The sequence below is a fragment of the Candidatus Woesearchaeota archaeon genome (assembly GCA_021735165.1).
GTDB lineage: Archaea > Nanobdellota > Nanobdellia > Woesearchaeales > 21-14-0-10-32-9 > JAIPET01.
Window position 1 is genome coordinate 19,613 of the sequence record JAIPHP010000014.1, and the last position, 15,761, is coordinate 35,373.

A 15,761-nucleotide genomic window follows, 5' to 3' on the forward strand; every position below is an offset into this window, starting at 1 on the left:
GCATGCAGAAAAAAATAGCGCGCAATAAACAAGATCAAACAAATACACACATCATTAAACGAAAAGAATTTAAAGTGAACAAAATGCCTTCTAAATACGACAAAACAACAAGAATATATTTAAGTGAAGAACAAATGCTTAAAAAATGGGTTGATGAAATAGGTTTCAGCGATCCAAAAACAATATCCAAATTTATTTTTTGGAAAAATAACAAGTTACCTTCCAAGAATAAGCCCTAATGTAAAAAAATTCATAAATGCGGACGTAGCCAAGCGGTCTAAGGCGACCGCCTGCAGAACACAAGCAGAAACTGCTATGATGAGTTCACAACTAAAGTATGTGAACGATGATAAAAAGCTGATAGCGGTTATTCGGGGGTTCAAATCCCTCCGTCCGCTTTTTTTTTCTTTAAAAAAAATAAGAACAATAAAAATACAAGCAACCACCCATTTTTTCACACAACCAAACCCGATACAAAAAAAGTATTAACTTCTAAGTGGTAAAGAATGAAAAGTATATAAGTCATCATTAATTACCTGTCTATGAAAACAAAGTGAAAACAAAATTTCAAGGAATAAAAGATTATGATTCTCTTATCAAGTTACAACATTTAGAAGAAAAAAACGAGAGAAAAAGCAAAATATCAGCATATGGATTTGCAACTGCAGGAGCAGTTACTGCAGGAATCACATTCTCGCTATCACCCCTACATAAAGATATAGCAGACTCATATGAAATGAAACTATACAAAGCTCACAAATCAAAACTTGAAGAAATTCAAGAAAAAAAATCTATAATAAACCAAGAAATAACCTCCCTGAAAATCCCAAATACAACAATAGACAAACTAATAGACGAAAAAATAAATTCTATCAAAAAAGAAATAATCACAATACAAAAAACAGAACAATACAAAATGTTTGAACACACTCAAAACAAGATAAAAGATTTAAAATCGCCTGGTTTAATTCTAAGCGCTGCATTAATAATAATAGGAACATACAAATTCATACAATCTAAAATGTACAAAAAGAGTGCGGAAAACTTAGCAAAAAGGACAAACCATGCCTATCGCACACAAAAATCTTCTTAGAAAAAACACATTAACTTTCACCCAAAAATTTATTAAACGCAATTTAACACCACAATTCTTATGAACTCCCTAAATTTAAAAAAAATTACAGAAACTGAATACGAAATATTTCACAAAACCACAAAACTTGGCCATGGACAAGTAAGAGCAAACCTATTATTCTTAAGAATAGACACAATACAAGGCCTAGATTCAACTCCAAAACCAAAAACAAGAATACAAGGATATAAAATATTCAACCAAATATATGAAAACTTAGAAAATAAAATAATAGGATATTATGCGGACATAAATTATGGATATGACCTAAAAAAAATAAATGAAACCATAAAAAAAGAAAAAAGCACTCCTGAAGAAGCGATAAAAAAAACATGGAGTTACCACATGGCGCAAATAAAAAATATGAATTCATTCATAATTCTAAACTCAACAAAACATAAAAAACAAAACATAAAAAACAAACACAACAATAACAACGAAAAATACAAATCAATAGACATAATATTTTATAACAAAAAAAACGAAGAACAAATACAACAAAAAATAAAAACCATGACTGAGTGGCTGTAAAAATGTTCAGAAAAAAAATATATGGAGCATCAAAAATAGACGAATGTTTCATCTGCGGAGAACAATCAACAATAAAGAACAAGCAAGGACTAACAACCTGTCAAAAACACAAAGATGAAGAATTATTAGATGTAAAATGTGCCTGCGGAGACTGGCTAGACATCAAACAAGGAAAATACGGAACCTTTTTTCTTTGCATGCAATGCGGACCAATAAACCTAAAAAAAGGCCTTGAAATAAATGGCTACCCCTTAAAAACAGCAGATCAACTATAAACATCCAAAAAACTATATAAATAACATCTAAATCTAAACAATTAAGAGGGAACTTAAGTGGAATTACCAAAAAGATACGAACCAAAAGAATCAGAAGAAAAATGGATGAAATACTGGGCTGAAAAAAACATTTTTACATTCAAAGAACAAAGCCTGGATGAAACTAAAGAAATCTATTCAATAGATACGCCTCCGCCAACAGTTAGCGGAAAAATGCACATCGGACACGCATTCTCCTATGCACAAGGAGACATGATAGTAAGATTCCACAGAATGAAAGGAAAAATAATATTCTACCCATTTGGAACAGATGACAATGGACTGCCAACTGAACGACTTATAGAAAAAACAAAAAAAGTAAAATCCACAAAAATGGAAAGATCAGAATTCATAGAACTCTGTGAAAAAACAATAGAAGAAATAAAACCGGAATTCATAGCAGACTGGGAAAAACTCGGAATAAGCGCAGATTACAAAAAATCTTATTCAACAATAAGCAAACATTCAATAAAAACATCACAAAAAAGTTTCATAGAATTATACAAAAAAGGAAGAATCTACGAACAAGAAAGTCCGATGAGCTGGTGCCCAAAATGTCAAACAGCGATCGCTCAAGCAGAATTTGAAAATGTAGAAATGACATCACACTTCTCAGACATAATATTCAAACAAGGACAAAAAGACCTTATAATAGCAACAACAAGACCTGAGATGATACCTTCCTGTGTAGCACTATTCGCGCATCCAGACGATGAGAGATATAAAGAATTAAAAGGAAAATTCGCGACAGTACCTCTATTTAATTATGAAGTACCAATAATGTTTGACGAATCAGTAACAATGGACAAAGGAACAGGACTCATGATGGTTTGCACCTTCGGAGACAAAGAAGACGTAGAAAAATGGCATAAATACAAACTCTCTTTAAAAACAGTATTTACAAAAGATGGAAGAATGAACAAAGAAGCAGGAAAATATGAAGGACTCGAAATAAAGGAAGCAAGAAAAGCAATCCTTGAAGACCTAAAAAAAGAAGGATTCCTATTAAAACAAAAAGAAATAAAACACGCAGTCAACGTACACGACAAATGCGGAACAGAAATAGAAATACTAAAAACAAAACAATGGTTCATACGAGTGTTAGATAAAAAACAAGAACTAATAGAAGCAGCAGACAAAATAACTTGGCACCCTGAATTCATGAAAAAAAGATACATACACTGGGTAGAAAATCTTCAATGGGATTGGTGCATAAGCAGACAAAGACACTTTGGAGCGCCATTTCCTGTATGGAGAAATAAAGATACAGGAGAAATAATACTTGCAGAAGAACCACAACTACCAGTATACCCTCTAAAAGATAAACCTAAAGGACATGAAACTGAAAATATCATTCCAGAAACAGACGTTATGGATACATGGGCAACATCCTCATTAACACCACAAATAGCATTAGACTGGACGAACAATTCTGAAAAGTTCAAAAAAATGTACCCTGAAACAATAAGATTACAATCCCACGACATAATAAGAACCTGGGCATTTTACACAATAACAAAAGGCATATACCACCACAATCAAGTACCCTGGAAACAAATAATGATCTCAGGATTCGTCTTAGATCCAAAAGGAAACAAGATGAGCAAAAGCAAAGGGAATACAATAAGCCCGCAAGACATAACAGAAAAATACGGATCAGACAGCATAAGATACTGGGCAGCAGGATCAAGACTTGGAGAAGACACACCATACCAAGAAAAAGATGTGCAAACAGGAAAAAAAACAATCACAAAATTATTCAACGCTTCAAAATTCACCATGATGAACTTAGAAGGCTACAAACCAGACCACGATTCAAATACCAACACTCTAAAAACAGATTCATTAGAAATCATGGATAAATGGCTCTTATCAAAACTCCAAAAAACAATAAAAAAATCCACGGAAGGATTTGAAGAATACGAATACAGCAAATCAAAACACGAAACAGACAAATTTTTCTGGCAAAAATTCTGCGACAACTACTTAGAATTCGTAAAACACAGAACATACGGAGAAGAAACAAATATAAAATCAAAAACCGCGGCACAAACAACACTATACCATACATTACTCACACAAATAAAGTTATTTGCACCAATAATGCCCTTCATAACAGAAGAAATATACCACGCATACTTCAAAGATTTTGAAAAACAAAAAAGCATACATATAACAAAGTGGCCAGAATACAATCCAGAATTAGTTGATGAAGAAGCAGAAAAAACAGGCGACTTAGCAGTAGAAATCATAGCAGAAATAAGAAAATATAAATCAGAAAACAAATTAAGCCTTAAAGAAGAACTTCAAGAAATAACAATACACTGTGCCGAAGAAAAACAAAAAAATATACAACTCATAGAAGAAGACATAAAAAAAGTCGGAATAATAAACATAATAAACTATAAAAAATCAGAAGAACTAAAAATAGAAATACAAAAATGAAACGAATTATAATAAGCAGAGACTTTAGTCCAAAATATAAATGACACGTAAAAAAAATTGCTGAAACAATCCATCCCCGCCTTAAAAAGCCGAACTTTAACAATTGTTTCTTAATCACAAATTTTTGAACATACTAAGCAAAGTACCATTCATATCCATCTTAAAAGATATTACCTTTCTGGCGTTCATATGTAAAATTGATGAAAGAAACAAAGAAACCCAAAGATTTCTTAATAACGACAATAAACAACCATAATTAGCTAACAAAAAAATAAAATTACAAATTCATACAAGAACACAAATTATGAAAAGAACTAAAAATAGATATGAAATTCAACGTAGGCAGAGAAAAAATACAATCAAGCTCTAAATTAGTTAAAAAAAACGCAAGAAAAAATTCAAAAATCTAAGAAAAACTTAAATACTTCTAAATAAAAAGAACCACTCTTCATAAAAAAGAACAAGAAACATAGATATAAAAATGCAGAATTTTCACTCAACAGTAAATACAAAATGGAAATGTTTATAAATAACCTCAAACACACAAACCTAAAACCTAAAACGAACACAACGGAGGAAACACACAATGATAATAAAACACTTTGTTCTTGATAACAATAAAATAATAACAACAAACAAAATAACACAAGAAGAAAAAGAATTCACAGAAATGTTTCTAAAAGAAGCAAAAAAAAGTAACAAAAGAGGAGCACCATACATAAAAAACACAATTCCTTTTGAAAACAAAAATCTAACAAACTGGAAAGCAATAGAATTAACAAAAGAAGGAACAGAATTCATAAAAGACATTTATGAAACACCCGTATTCTACGATAAACAAACCAAGACAAAAATAACAAAAATAAAAGGAGATAACTTAGAACTAAAAATATTTCCCAAAGACATAGACTTCCTATACTTATTAAAAGCAGAATCAGACTACAAAAAAATAACTACAGGAATAGGATTCATAAAAAACATAGGTTTCGGAGAAAAAACAAACGAATTAACATACATACTTGAAAAAGAAGGCATTGACTGGATTAAAAAAAATTACTTAGACGACCCAAAAGAAGACATAGAAACTTACAACCACGAAGACATACTTAGAACAACAGCAATACAAGACATATTTGAGCTAGAACCAATAGAAGTTGATGAAGCTGGCAAACTAGTTTATGGAATAGAAACCGCGGAAGTTAAAATAAGCCACATAAACAACGACAAAAAATACCTACCAATACTAGCAAATAATATGTGGCCCTCTCTTGGAACCTATGATTCAAAAGACATAAGAGACATACATGAAAATTTTATATTTGGAACGGACGAAGTCACAGACATGGACAATATATACAATAAAGAAAACGTGAATTAATCCCCAACCTAAATGCAAAAACAACAAGAAATCTAAAAAGATTTTTGTACACTAAAAAGCAAGCTTTTTACGTGAAGCAAAGCTATCTGTATGTCAAAAATTCAAAGAATTTCTAAACAGGCCAGGGCATTAAACCTTTTGTTGCTAAAATTCAATAAAAACGGAAAAAAGTGACTGCTAAAAAAAATATTTTTTTATAGTTTTATTTTATCAAAAGAATTCTTCCATAAATCAAATCTCAAAAGTTCTTTAGAATACTCTTTCCCAAGCAAAAATTTAACAGTTTCAGAAACCTGAATACTTGAAACCAAAGAACAAACAGGACTAAAAACGCCAACATCTGAACAACTATCAAAAGTCTCCCCCGTTCTAAAAAAAGAACTAAACTTCTCAGCATCATCAATAACAGCAACATTACCTCTCACAGAAGATGCAGCAGCATAAATCCAAGTTTTCCCAAAACGAAAACAAAAATCATTAATAACCTGCCGAGCTTTCATATTATCAGTACAATCCAAAATCAAATCAAACCCAAAAAGCAACACATCCACATTATCTTCATTTAAAAATTCATCAACAACATCAACTTTTACACTTGAATTCAGCCTACCTAATTTCTCCTTTGCAACCAAAACCTTCAACTTATCAACATCATCTTCACAAAACAAAACCTGCCTATGAAGATTGACAAGAGAAACCCTATCCCCATCAACCAAACAAACCTTGCCAATACCCATCCTCACTAAAATTTCAGCAGACAAAGTTCCAAGCGCTCCTACACCAACAACAACCACAGAACTATCTCTAAGTTTCCTTTGACCTTCTACTCCAATCTCCGAAAGTTTAATCTGACGAACATACCTATCCATGAAAAAACAGAACAACAACTAATTTATATTAATTCTTATAAAATAACCACTAAAATAATGAAAATCGCTGCTCCAAGTCTCTTAGAAACGCAAAAGCGTATCTAGCGCGCAATAAAGAAAAAAATATAAATACAACAACAAAAACAACGCTCTTGAACAAAATAAAACTTTCTCAAAAAAACACATACCTAACACTAACAATAATATTCTTCATAACAACAATAATACTCGCAATGATTATTCTTACAGAAAACAAAACAAGCCAAGAAGAATACGACCTACTAAACCCGCACATAGCAAACAAAGAAATAGAAGACTTTCAAAAATTTCAAGAAAATGCAATAATAACATATAAACCGCTAGAACAAAAACTCCAAGAAATAACAAATAAAACCCAAGGAACCTACAGCATATACTTTGAAGACTTAAAAACAGGAGCATCACTAGAAATAAATGGAAAAGAAAAATACACTCCTGCAAGTCTCCTAAAAATACCAACAACCGCAGCAATACTCAAAATGGTAGAAGAAAAAAAACTGACAATGAATAAAACAATAAAAATAACACAACTAGACATAGATATGAGCTCAGGACAATTCCTCGGAGTTCTAACAGAAAAAGACATAGGAACAGACAAAACAATAGAAGAATTACTAAAAATATCCCTACAAAAATCAGATAATTCTGCAAACCACGCACTATTTAGAAATTTGCCTACTGAAAAATACATAGAAGCAAGATTATCTATGGGCATGCCCCTAACAACAACAATACTAAAACCAGAAGGCACAACAAAAATGACCCCAAAACAATACACAAACATATTTAGATCACTATATTTATCAAGCTACTTAAGAAAACCATATTCTCAATGGATACTACGAACACTAACAAACACAATACATAACAAATGGATACCCTCAGGACTTCCAAAAGGAACAACAATAAGTCACAAAATCGGATTTTGGAAAGAAGAAGAAAGTTACCATGACTGCGGAATAATATACACACAAAAAACAAATTACATTTTATGCATAATGAGCAAAAACACAACAGAACCAGAATCAATAGAAACAATGAAACAGATATCAAAAGAAATATACGAATACATCAAAAAATAAATGAACTCCCAAAAAAATCATTTCTTTTTAACTACAAAAAAAGCATGATCTTTCTCAAAAGGATCTAATTCACGATAATCAACAACAAAATATTTTTTCTCCAAAAAAGTCCTAGTTTCCTTAAAAATATCCTTAGGCTTCCTACTCACATCAACACTTCTAGCTTTCAAAGCCAAAAGACCAAAACCTCCAGGCTTCAAAAAATAATCACAATTCTTAACAAAAATTTCAACCTGGTTTCTTTGAGCAATATCTTGAAACACAACATCTACCTTACCAGGCACAGAAGTCTTAAAAGTGTTAATCTGAAATGCATCAGCAAGAACAGGAGCCATATTAGCTCTTTTTTCACAAACAAACACTAAATCACGAACAACACGAGGCGCAAAATCTAAACAAAAAACAAAACCACTCTCACCGACAATATCGCTAATAAAACTAGGCGTATAACCATGGCTAGCACCAAGGTATAAAACAACACTGCCTTCTCTAATCCCTGTCTGACTCAAACCTTTAGCAATAGCAGCTATAAACTTGCTACGCATAGGACTAACTTCTCGAAAAACATCACTGCCCTGCCTAAATAATTTTTCATCAAAACCCACAAATTTAAGATAAATGCTCTTAGTAAAATAAGAAGACTTCTTACCTTTACCAATCTTAAAAACCCTAAATTTATTTACTTCATCCATTCTTATCAAAACGCTCCTTTAACTCAGAATAATATTCCTCAGCTTTAAATTCGCCCTTAAAATAATCCAAACGCGCACACATACTTAATTTATCACCAAGCATCCTTGCAGCCTTACCTTTATCCCCAGCAGAACACGCAATAATAATCGGGTGATTGACAATATGACCATATTTAGGACTCTTAGCACCTGATTTTAAATGCCTAAACAATGCTTTTTCAGCACCAAGTAACTGAACAGTAGAGCTCTGGAACAAAGCAAGCCTCTTCAAACTCCCCGCCTCTCTAATAAGTTTTGCACCAATAGTCTTCCCAGCCAAAGCAAGAATATTTGGACAAACAACACCCATTGTTTTTTCCAAATAAACAAGCAAAAAATTCTTTGTCTGAATCAAACCATGAATGCTAATTGCTAAAGCTTTGACTGCTTTTTCATCATCCTCATCAAAAGAACCACCCATCAAAGAACCAGTACCCTCAAAAGACAAAACTTTAGAAACAAAAAATTCATTATCGGAAACCTCATCTTCAAGTTCAGGATCCTCATTAGCAAACCACTCCCTCAAACGTCCAACTAAAACATTAATTATCCTTTCTAGTTCCTCAATGTTATTAATAGCATGAACAATCATCAAATCTTTTGATACAGAATTCTTAATTTGTCTCTTTACAAACTCAATATTTTTTTCCCTTAAAGCTTTAAAATCATCCATCATAAAAAAAAGAAATTAAATCCACTTAAAAATGTTATTAGTAAACAAAACAATAAACAACAAATTTCAAACTAAACCACTAAAAATTTCCCTTAAAATAGGCATAACAACCAAGAAAATCAACAAAATGACAAGAATCAAAGCAGTTTTAGACCAAATCAACATAGCCTTATCATTTTTAAAAAACTTCTGCAACGCTAACAAATACATCCTACCACCATCCGTAGGACCAATAGGCAACAAATTAACCAACCCAATACCTAAACTTAAAACATACAACAAGCCAAGCACGCCAAGCCTGGGAATAAAACCAGTATCATAAGGATTGCCAACAAACCACAAATAAACAGGCTTAATAACGCCCATAAACGCATTACTAGCATCAAGTCTATGATTGGCAATTATACCTACAACAGGAACGCTACCATTTAAAGCATGAGCATCCAAAACTATTTCTTTCTCAAAAAAATCCGTTTTAATCAAAACAACATCGCCTGGAGACTTATTCACTAAAGAATCAGATAACTCCCAAACCCCGCCAACAGAAACATTATCAACACCAATAATAACATCACCCTTAGAAAACCCTGCCAATCTACCACTAGCTAAAACATCCTCTTTATTAGTAAAATCCTCAATCACAACACCTGTAGGCGTATAACTTGAAGCAGTTAAAAAAACAAAACCATTTAACAACAACAAAAAAATAAATGCCGCAATAATATTAGACCAAGGACCCGCAGCAAAAATACTAAGCTGAACTTTTTTACTCTTTTTCTTAAGCTGTTTTTCATCAGGCTCAACAAAAGCACCAGGAATAGGCCCAATCATAACAAAACCGCTATTATTAACCTTAATACCATGCGCCCTAGCAACAACACCGTGACTAAATTCATGAATAACAACAACAATAAACAAAGACAATAAACCTTCAAATAAAGGAAACTTAAAAGGACTTCCAGGAATCTGAAACCCGGGAATTACAGGACTAAACATAGGAGGTGCAGAAGGAACAAACACTAATTGATAAGTCCCAAAAAACATAAACCCAATCATCACAAGCATACCTAAAAAACCAACATAAATACCAACATTACCTAAAAAACCAATAAATTTAGGGTGCTTAGCACCAATAAAGTTCATCAGTTTCAAACCAAACTTAGTCCTATACAAAGCAATTACTTTATGCTCTATATCAAATTTCTTCCTATTAAAATAGATTAACAAAATGATTATAATGTAAAAAAGAGCAGCTATGCCCCAATCCCAAAACCATTCAAAGCTCATAAAAAGAAAAACGAAACAATTACTTTATAAATGTTATTATTAAAATGACCCGTCACAACACAAAGTTACTTTAAAAAAAAACAAAAAAACAAAAAAATTTATCCTTCTAACTCGCCATCAATTATCTCCTGAAAATCAGAAAAAGGATGCGCGCCAATTAATTCAACATCATTAATAAAAAATGTTGGAGTTCCTGTTATACCAAGGTCATCTCCTTCTTCAATCTCCTCAAAAATTTGATTTAAAGCGTAATCATCTTGCAAACAATCTATAAAATCGTCTTCATCCAAACCCAATTCAGAAGCAACTTCAACATAATTAACTGAATCTAAATTATCTAAATTAAATAATTCAAAAGAATACTCCCAAAATTTTCCTTGATGAGCTGCACACTCAGCGGCAACTGAAGCATTCAAAGAATTAGGCTGGATACCAATCAAAGGATAATTTTTAAAAACAAATAAAACATCTTCAGATTCAATATATTCATCAATAATCAAACCAAAAGTATTAGTCATAAACTGCTTAGAGTACGGATCTTCAAACCCTGCAAACATAGTTATCGTGACAGGAGCATCTGAATCACCTAACACTTTATCGCCCATATATTCACCTGAGTCTCCTCCAGTGTCATTAGTAGCACTATCTACTGGTTGAGTGAACAAATTACCATTATCATCAACCTTTAACAACCAGGAATTCCCATTTGACGACCGCAAAACAACACCATCATTTGAATCAAACAAAAGATCTCCATCAAGATTAATATTTCCATCAATATTTATTGGAGTTTCAGATTCTAAAGTTATTCCCTCTGCATTCAAATAAAAGTCTTCTCCAACATCAACAACTAAATCTTCATCAGTTTCAACATCGACACCTTCTTCAAAAACCATGCTGATATCATCTTCAGAAATTAATTCTTCAACATTCAGCTCAAAATCAGAAGCGCTAAGTGAAAAAGTATCATAATTCAACTCAAGGAAGTCACCATAACCTTGAACACTATCTGATTCAATTAAAAAATCATCTGAACCAAGCGTTATTAAATTAGAACCGTCGATATTAATTACATTTCCAGTTAAATCCATCCTTCCATCTGCATCTAATTGAATATTATTCTGAGAATTAAAAGCAAAATTATCTGCAACCATCTCAATGTTTTCTCTTGCGTTCAAAAAGGCATTATCTATTCTTAAATCAAAATCTTCAGCATCAACATTTAAGTTCGAACTAGTAGAAAAACCATAAGAACCATCCCTATCAAATGAAGCCAAAGCATAATCCTCATCATGCATTTGCATTAAATGAGTTGTGTCCAAAACCAAATAGTTACCTATAAGAGGCGCTATATAATTAGTATAAATATAAAAGAACCTATTATTAGATTTTATATCTGCATTATCTTTCAATTCAGACCTTATTTTTTCTACTATATCATCAACATCTTTAGCATTGTCAGAAACAACCTTCTTTTTTTCAATATCTTTAACTTCAAGCTGAGTTACTTTAAAATCCTTTTTTGCATTTTCAGGAACAACATATGCATCAGATCCTACTTCATATGTAACTTTCAAAGACATCACGCTTGGAATAAATATTAATCCGAAGACAAACAAAAGAATTGCAAATTTAAATTTTATTTTCATCAAATCACCTTTTAATTTTTTAAAAACATAAACTTAAAATATAGAAAACAAAACACCTTTAAATAATTTGTCATTAGAGAGTAGCTATTGTGCTTTTATTTGTTAAAAAGCAAAAAACCACCAATAAATATGCTAAAATTCTAGAAATCGCAAATCTAAAACATCAAAAAGAAAACAAAACCACAAAAAAACCAAAAAGTGCCCAAAAAAAAACAAAACTACAAAAAAATAATCTACTTTTTCCTAGCAGGTCTCAAAGCCTTACCACTACACTTCCTACACCTGACTTTACCGCCAAGAACTCTAAGATTAGTAGTTCTAACTTTCGACTTGCAATCCTTGCAAACAAAAATATTATCTAAAATTCTAGCCGCAGCTTCTGGAAATTTACCCATAATAATCAATCCTCAACTAATCACTCTTTATTTGTTTTAAAACTCTATCCTGTAAAATGACCCAATACACAACAGTTTGACCATCCTGAATTTCTCCCTTTAATTCATCAGGAATTTCAAGATCAAAATTCTCATAAGTTTCCGTATCCATAACACTTGCAATCTTAGCATCATGATGAAGAACTTGAGCATTTCTCTTATCAATAACAGGAACCTCAACATGATCATGCCCCGGACAAACCATGTTTCTTTTTTTACCATCTAAAATGCCAACAGCCATCAAATTGACCTTCGCATGACCGTGCTTTCCCGGTCTTGAAACTGAAACGTCTGAAACCGTACAAGCCACCCCTTCTACAACGACATAGTTACCTTTCTGTAAACTTCCTGCTGATTTATGAGTTATTTCTCCTGACATCTTAAAAATCCCCTCTTAAATTATATTAAATTAAACACAATACTAAAAGGAAAAGAAAACCATTTATAAAGCTTACTTTTTCAAAGCGGAATACAATCCTGCAGTAAACTGCTTCCAAAAATGCACCTTATCTTGAACCAACAAATCATAATGAATTATATATTCTTCAATATCTTTCTTAAACAACTCAATACTTGAATTAAGCTCTTGCGGATTCCTAGCATTCAAGTAAAGAATCAAATCATAATCTCCAAGCATTTTACCTGCATAAAAAATATTTTGAAGCCTCTCAAAAGGTCTTTTTAAAACATTATAAGGTATATCCTGCTTAAGGCGAACAAGCAAATAATAAGTTACAAACCCTAGTTTTTCTAAATTAGGACTTATTGCAAAACTAAGAATTATTTTATCTTTAATTAAAGCTGCAATTCTTTTCTTAGCAGTAATTCGATCAACACCTATATTTTTACCAAGATTTATAAGAGATTTTCTTGGATCATCAGATAATTCCTTGAGTAATTCAACTTCAGTTTCTGAAACATGCTGTCTTTCAAAATGAGGACTAACAGGAAAGTTTCTGTTATTGATAAGTGCGCTAAATGAATGATCCATTTTTTTCTGAAAATCAACATCTTCATAAATAGAAGGATTAAGCTGTGTAAATTCCAAATCATATAAATGAGTTAGAACAACGTACCCCTTAATCTTATTTTTACATACACTAAATAGATCTTCCTTTATACGGTTAAGATGAAATCCATCCCACGCATCAACAATTATCTGAGCATCATATCTACCTATAAAACTATTTATCCACATCACAAAAGGATGTTTAGCCAATTCTAAATACAAATCACCATATTTCTTCAAATCTGCATCAAAACTAACAAGAATATGATATCTTGTAAATCCAAGTCTCCTCGCATCAATAAACAAAACATATTGTTTAATCATTTCTGAAATTTCTAACTTTCTTATTCTATACAAAACAGCATCTTTTGATAATTTTAAAGCACTCCCTATAGTACTATGAGGAATTCTACAATTTCTACCTAAAAGTTCCATTATTTGATAGTCTTTTTTATCCAATATAATCTAAATGTTTAATTTAATATAAAAATATATCGCATTATTCTTAAAATACAACAACAAAATTCATATATTTTAAACACCACTAAATAGTAATGAAAACAAAAGAAAAATTGGTTAAGGAACAAGAAACACTAATAATAGGAATCAGCATAGAAAACAGCTACTACAACAAAGAAAACATAGAAACAATAATAACACAAACCAAAGACAAATACAAAACAATCAAAATAATGATCCCAGACAAACCAATGATCCACACATACACTGGGATGGGATACACAAAACAAAAAGCACAGAAAAAAGCAAGAAAAAAAGGAAACTACCTAAAAAACAAAATAAAAGAAATAATACAAAACAAAAACATCAACAACATAGAAATAATAAACTGGGAAACAGACATAGAAACAAAACAAGAATACAAACAAAACTACAAAAAAATAATAAGACTATACAAAACAAACAAACAATTCCAACAAGACATAAACAACACAACAAAAGAAGTAATCCAAAACAAAACAAAATCAGACAACTACAAAAAAGCAACACCCTTTATCCTAAAAGAAATAGCATACATAACAGCAAGCCAAGAAATAAACGAAGAAAAAACAACATACACATACCACAAAAATTGGCCAATCTACGAAAACATACTCCAAAAAAAATACGGAACAATAAAAGAAACACTACCCAAATTCAAAATAATAAACTAAAAAACTCTACTTCAAAGCAATACTCAAAGAATCCAAAGTAATATCATGATGATCAGCATCCCAAACAACACCCTTATCTTTAAACAACAAAACCTGAGGAGACTCATGCTTAACACCAGAAAACTCAGCAGCAAAATCACTAACATCTCTATGCTCCTGAATAATAATCGCAGCAAAACTCAAATCCGGATTATCCTTATTCTTCAACATAAAATTAGTAAAAATCTTATAAGCAGAAGCACTAACAGGACAAGCAACACTATGCTTAAAAACAAAGACAGGATGCTTAGAACTCTCATCAACAACGTGCTTAAACTCCTCAACAGAATCAATTCTATGAATCATAAAAACAAAAACAAAAATAATACTTTAAAACATTTATGAACTAAAAATTCATGACAAAAACAAAACATAATAGATTTGTCATTCTCAAAACAACATACAACAAGTATTAGATTCTCGCACCCATTACAAACAATAAAATTTCAAAATTCTAACCTAAGAAAAAGAAACTAAACCTAAAAACACACATCAAAAAAAACAAAAAAATATTCTCCAAAACAAAAGTTTTGAAAAAAAAGAAAAAACCATGCATAATAATCCTGACTCCCTAGACCTTTAAAAAAAAGAGGAAATGACGTTTAGTAATTGCGGGCTAAATACCTCGTTGCCTTGGTACGTACACCCCAATTCTATCAAACCCATCTTCTATAGGCGTCTAAGAGATCTCTTTTCAGGGCTGGTTTCGTGCTTAGATGCATTCAGCACTTATCCATTAGCGCGTAGCTGCCCAGCGTGCCTTGTCAGACAACTGGTCGACCAGTGGCGCCGATTCCTCGTTCCTCTCGTACTAAAGGATTCTTCCCTTCAGATCTCAAACACTTCCAGTAGATATCAAACAAACTGCCTCACAGCGTTCTGAACCCAGCTCACGATCCCTTTTAATGGGTGAACACCCCCACCCTTGGACGCTTCTGCACGCCCAGGATAGGAAGAGCCGACATCGATGTAGCAAG

At 31.9% G+C, this 15,761-nt stretch carries 17 protein-coding genes, 1 tRNA gene and 1 rRNA gene; 10 read left to right on the top strand and 9 right to left on the bottom strand.

The window, feature by feature from the left end:
* Positions 1 to 2 precede the first annotated feature (2 nt).
* The 7 genes from K9L97_04150 (at position 3) to K9L97_04180 (ending at position 5,800) form a co-directional block, all read left to right on the top strand.
* Positions 3 to 239, top strand: coding sequence for a hypothetical protein (locus K9L97_04150; protein MCF7872201.1), 237 nt, complete (start codon positions 3 to 5; stop codon positions 237 to 239).
* Between the two features lie 19 nt (positions 240 to 258).
* Positions 259 to 398, top strand: a tRNA-Cys gene (locus K9L97_04155).
* Positions 399 to 553: 155 nt separating this feature from the next.
* Positions 554 to 1,093 carry a hypothetical protein gene (locus tag K9L97_04160; GenBank protein MCF7872202.1) on the top strand — a complete coding sequence of 180 codons (540 nt, stop codon included), beginning with the start codon at positions 554 to 556 and terminating at the stop codon, positions 1,091 to 1,093.
* A gap of 60 nt (positions 1,094 to 1,153) precedes the next feature.
* Positions 1,154 to 1,663, top strand: a complete 510-nt coding sequence (locus tag K9L97_04165; protein MCF7872203.1) for a hypothetical protein — start codon at positions 1,154 to 1,156, stop codon at positions 1,661 to 1,663.
* A 2-nt stretch (positions 1,664 to 1,665) separates the two neighbouring features.
* Positions 1,666 to 1,938: a hypothetical protein gene (locus K9L97_04170; protein MCF7872204.1), complete on the top strand. Its 273-nt coding sequence runs from the start codon at positions 1,666 to 1,668 to the stop codon at positions 1,936 to 1,938.
* A 57-nt stretch (positions 1,939 to 1,995) separates the two neighbouring features.
* Positions 1,996 to 4,422, top strand: coding sequence for a valine--tRNA ligase (locus tag K9L97_04175; GenBank protein ID MCF7872205.1), 2,427 nt, complete (start codon positions 1,996 to 1,998; stop codon positions 4,420 to 4,422).
* Positions 4,423 to 5,008: 586 nt separating this feature from the next.
* Positions 5,009 to 5,800: a hypothetical protein gene (locus K9L97_04180; GenBank protein ID MCF7872206.1), complete on the top strand. Its 792-nt coding sequence runs from the start codon at positions 5,009 to 5,011 to the stop codon at positions 5,798 to 5,800.
* A gap of 194 nt (positions 5,801 to 5,994) precedes the next feature.
* Here the strand turns inward: K9L97_04180 and K9L97_04185 are convergent, their stop codons facing one another.
* A complete protein-coding gene (locus K9L97_04185) occupies positions 5,995 to 6,669 on the bottom strand; it encodes a HesA/MoeB/ThiF family protein (protein ID MCF7872207.1) in 675 nt (224 codons plus the stop codon).
* Between the two features lie 152 nt (positions 6,670 to 6,821).
* On the opposite strand from K9L97_04185, the gene K9L97_04190 reads away from it, so the two are divergent.
* The gene (locus K9L97_04190; protein ID MCF7872208.1) at positions 6,822 to 7,790 is read left to right on the top strand and encodes a class A beta-lactamase-related serine hydrolase; all 969 of its coding nucleotides are present in this window, start codon (positions 6,822 to 6,824) and stop codon (positions 7,788 to 7,790) included.
* 17 nt (positions 7,791 to 7,807) lie between these two features.
* On the opposite strand, the gene K9L97_04195 is transcribed toward K9L97_04190, so the two are convergent.
* The 4 genes from K9L97_04195 to K9L97_04210 form a co-directional block, all read right to left on the bottom strand.
* Positions 7,808 to 8,482 carry a fibrillarin-like rRNA/tRNA 2'-O-methyltransferase gene (locus K9L97_04195; protein ID MCF7872209.1) on the bottom strand — a complete coding sequence of 225 codons (675 nt, stop codon included), beginning with the start codon at positions 8,480 to 8,482 and terminating at the stop codon, positions 7,808 to 7,810.
* Entirely contained in the window at positions 8,475 to 9,197 is a 723-nt protein-coding gene (locus K9L97_04200) for a hypothetical protein (GenBank protein ID MCF7872210.1), read from the bottom strand. Before K9L97_04200 ends, K9L97_04195 begins: the two co-directional genes overlap by 8 nt.
* A 63-nt stretch (positions 9,198 to 9,260) precedes the next feature.
* Positions 9,261 to 10,481, bottom strand: a complete 1,221-nt coding sequence (locus K9L97_04205; protein ID MCF7872211.1) for a site-2 protease family protein — start codon at positions 10,479 to 10,481, stop codon at positions 9,261 to 9,263.
* Between the two features lie 98 nt (positions 10,482 to 10,579).
* Positions 10,580 to 12,130, bottom strand: a complete 1,551-nt coding sequence (locus K9L97_04210; GenBank protein MCF7872212.1) for a DsbA family protein — start codon at positions 12,128 to 12,130, stop codon at positions 10,580 to 10,582.
* A 198-nt stretch (positions 12,131 to 12,328) separates the two neighbouring features.
* Here K9L97_04210 and K9L97_04215 point away from each other — a divergent pair, with 198 nt between their 5' ends.
* A complete protein-coding gene (locus K9L97_04215) occupies positions 12,329 to 12,565 on the top strand; it encodes a hypothetical protein (protein MCF7872213.1) in 237 nt (78 codons plus the stop codon).
* Here K9L97_04215 and K9L97_04220 read toward each other — a convergent pair.
* Entirely contained in the window at positions 12,542 to 12,943 is a 402-nt protein-coding gene (locus K9L97_04220) for a translation initiation factor IF-5A (protein MCF7872214.1), read from the bottom strand. The genes K9L97_04215 and K9L97_04220 overlap by 24 nt on opposite strands.
* Positions 12,944 to 13,015: 72 nt before the next feature.
* On the bottom strand, positions 13,016 to 14,032 hold the full coding sequence (locus tag K9L97_04225) for an AsnC family transcriptional regulator (protein ID MCF7872215.1): 1,017 nt from the start codon (positions 14,030 to 14,032) through the stop codon (positions 13,016 to 13,018).
* Positions 14,033 to 14,127: 95 nt separating this feature from the next.
* On the opposite strand from K9L97_04225, the gene K9L97_04230 reads away from it, so the two are divergent.
* Complete coding sequence (locus tag K9L97_04230) at positions 14,128 to 14,745, top strand: tRNA-dependent cyclodipeptide synthase (protein ID MCF7872216.1); 618 nt, start codon at positions 14,128 to 14,130, stop codon at positions 14,743 to 14,745.
* 6 nt (positions 14,746 to 14,751) lie between these two features.
* On the opposite strand, the gene ytxJ is transcribed toward K9L97_04230, so the two are convergent.
* Positions 14,752 to 15,090: a bacillithiol system redox-active protein YtxJ gene (ytxJ, locus tag K9L97_04235; protein MCF7872217.1), complete on the bottom strand. Its 339-nt coding sequence runs from the start codon at positions 15,088 to 15,090 to the stop codon at positions 14,752 to 14,754.
* Between the two features lie 277 nt (positions 15,091 to 15,367).
* Positions 15,368 to 15,761, bottom strand: a 23S ribosomal RNA gene (locus K9L97_04240); the annotation flags it as partial.

Bases quoted from the DNA above. Each gene is read 5' to 3' on its own strand.
- K9L97_04195 (MCF7872209.1), bottom strand. From the start codon at position 8,482: ATGGATGAAGTAAATAAATTTAGGGTTTTTAAGATTGGTAAAGGTAAG.
- K9L97_04200 (MCF7872210.1), bottom strand. From the start codon at position 9,197: ATGATGGATGATTTTAAAGCTTTAAGGGAAAAAAATATTGAGTTTGTA.
- K9L97_04205 (MCF7872211.1), bottom strand. From the start codon at position 10,481: ATGAGCTTTGAATGGTTTTGGGATTGGGGCATAGCTGCTCTTTTTTAC.
- ytxJ (MCF7872217.1), bottom strand. From the start codon at position 15,090: ATGATTCATAGAATTGATTCTGTTGAGGAGTTTAAGCACGTTGTTGAT.
- K9L97_04165 (MCF7872203.1), top strand. From the start codon at position 1,154: ATGAACTCCCTAAATTTAAAAAAAATTACAGAAACTGAATACGAAATA.
- K9L97_04150 (MCF7872201.1), top strand. From the start codon at position 3: ATGCAGAAAAAAATAGCGCGCAATAAACAAGATCAAACAAATACACAC.
- K9L97_04230 (MCF7872216.1), top strand. From the start codon at position 14,128: ATGAAAACAAAAGAAAAATTGGTTAAGGAACAAGAAACACTAATAATA.
- K9L97_04180 (MCF7872206.1), top strand. From the start codon at position 5,009: ATGATAATAAAACACTTTGTTCTTGATAACAATAAAATAATAACAACA.
- K9L97_04210 (MCF7872212.1), bottom strand. From the start codon at position 12,130: ATGAAAATAAAATTTAAATTTGCAATTCTTTTGTTTGTCTTCGGATTA.
- K9L97_04170 (MCF7872204.1), top strand. From the start codon at position 1,666: ATGTTCAGAAAAAAAATATATGGAGCATCAAAAATAGACGAATGTTTC.
- K9L97_04185 (MCF7872207.1), bottom strand. From the start codon at position 6,669: ATGGATAGGTATGTTCGTCAGATTAAACTTTCGGAGATTGGAGTAGAA.
- K9L97_04220 (MCF7872214.1), bottom strand. From the start codon at position 12,943: ATGTCAGGAGAAATAACTCATAAATCAGCAGGAAGTTTACAGAAAGGT.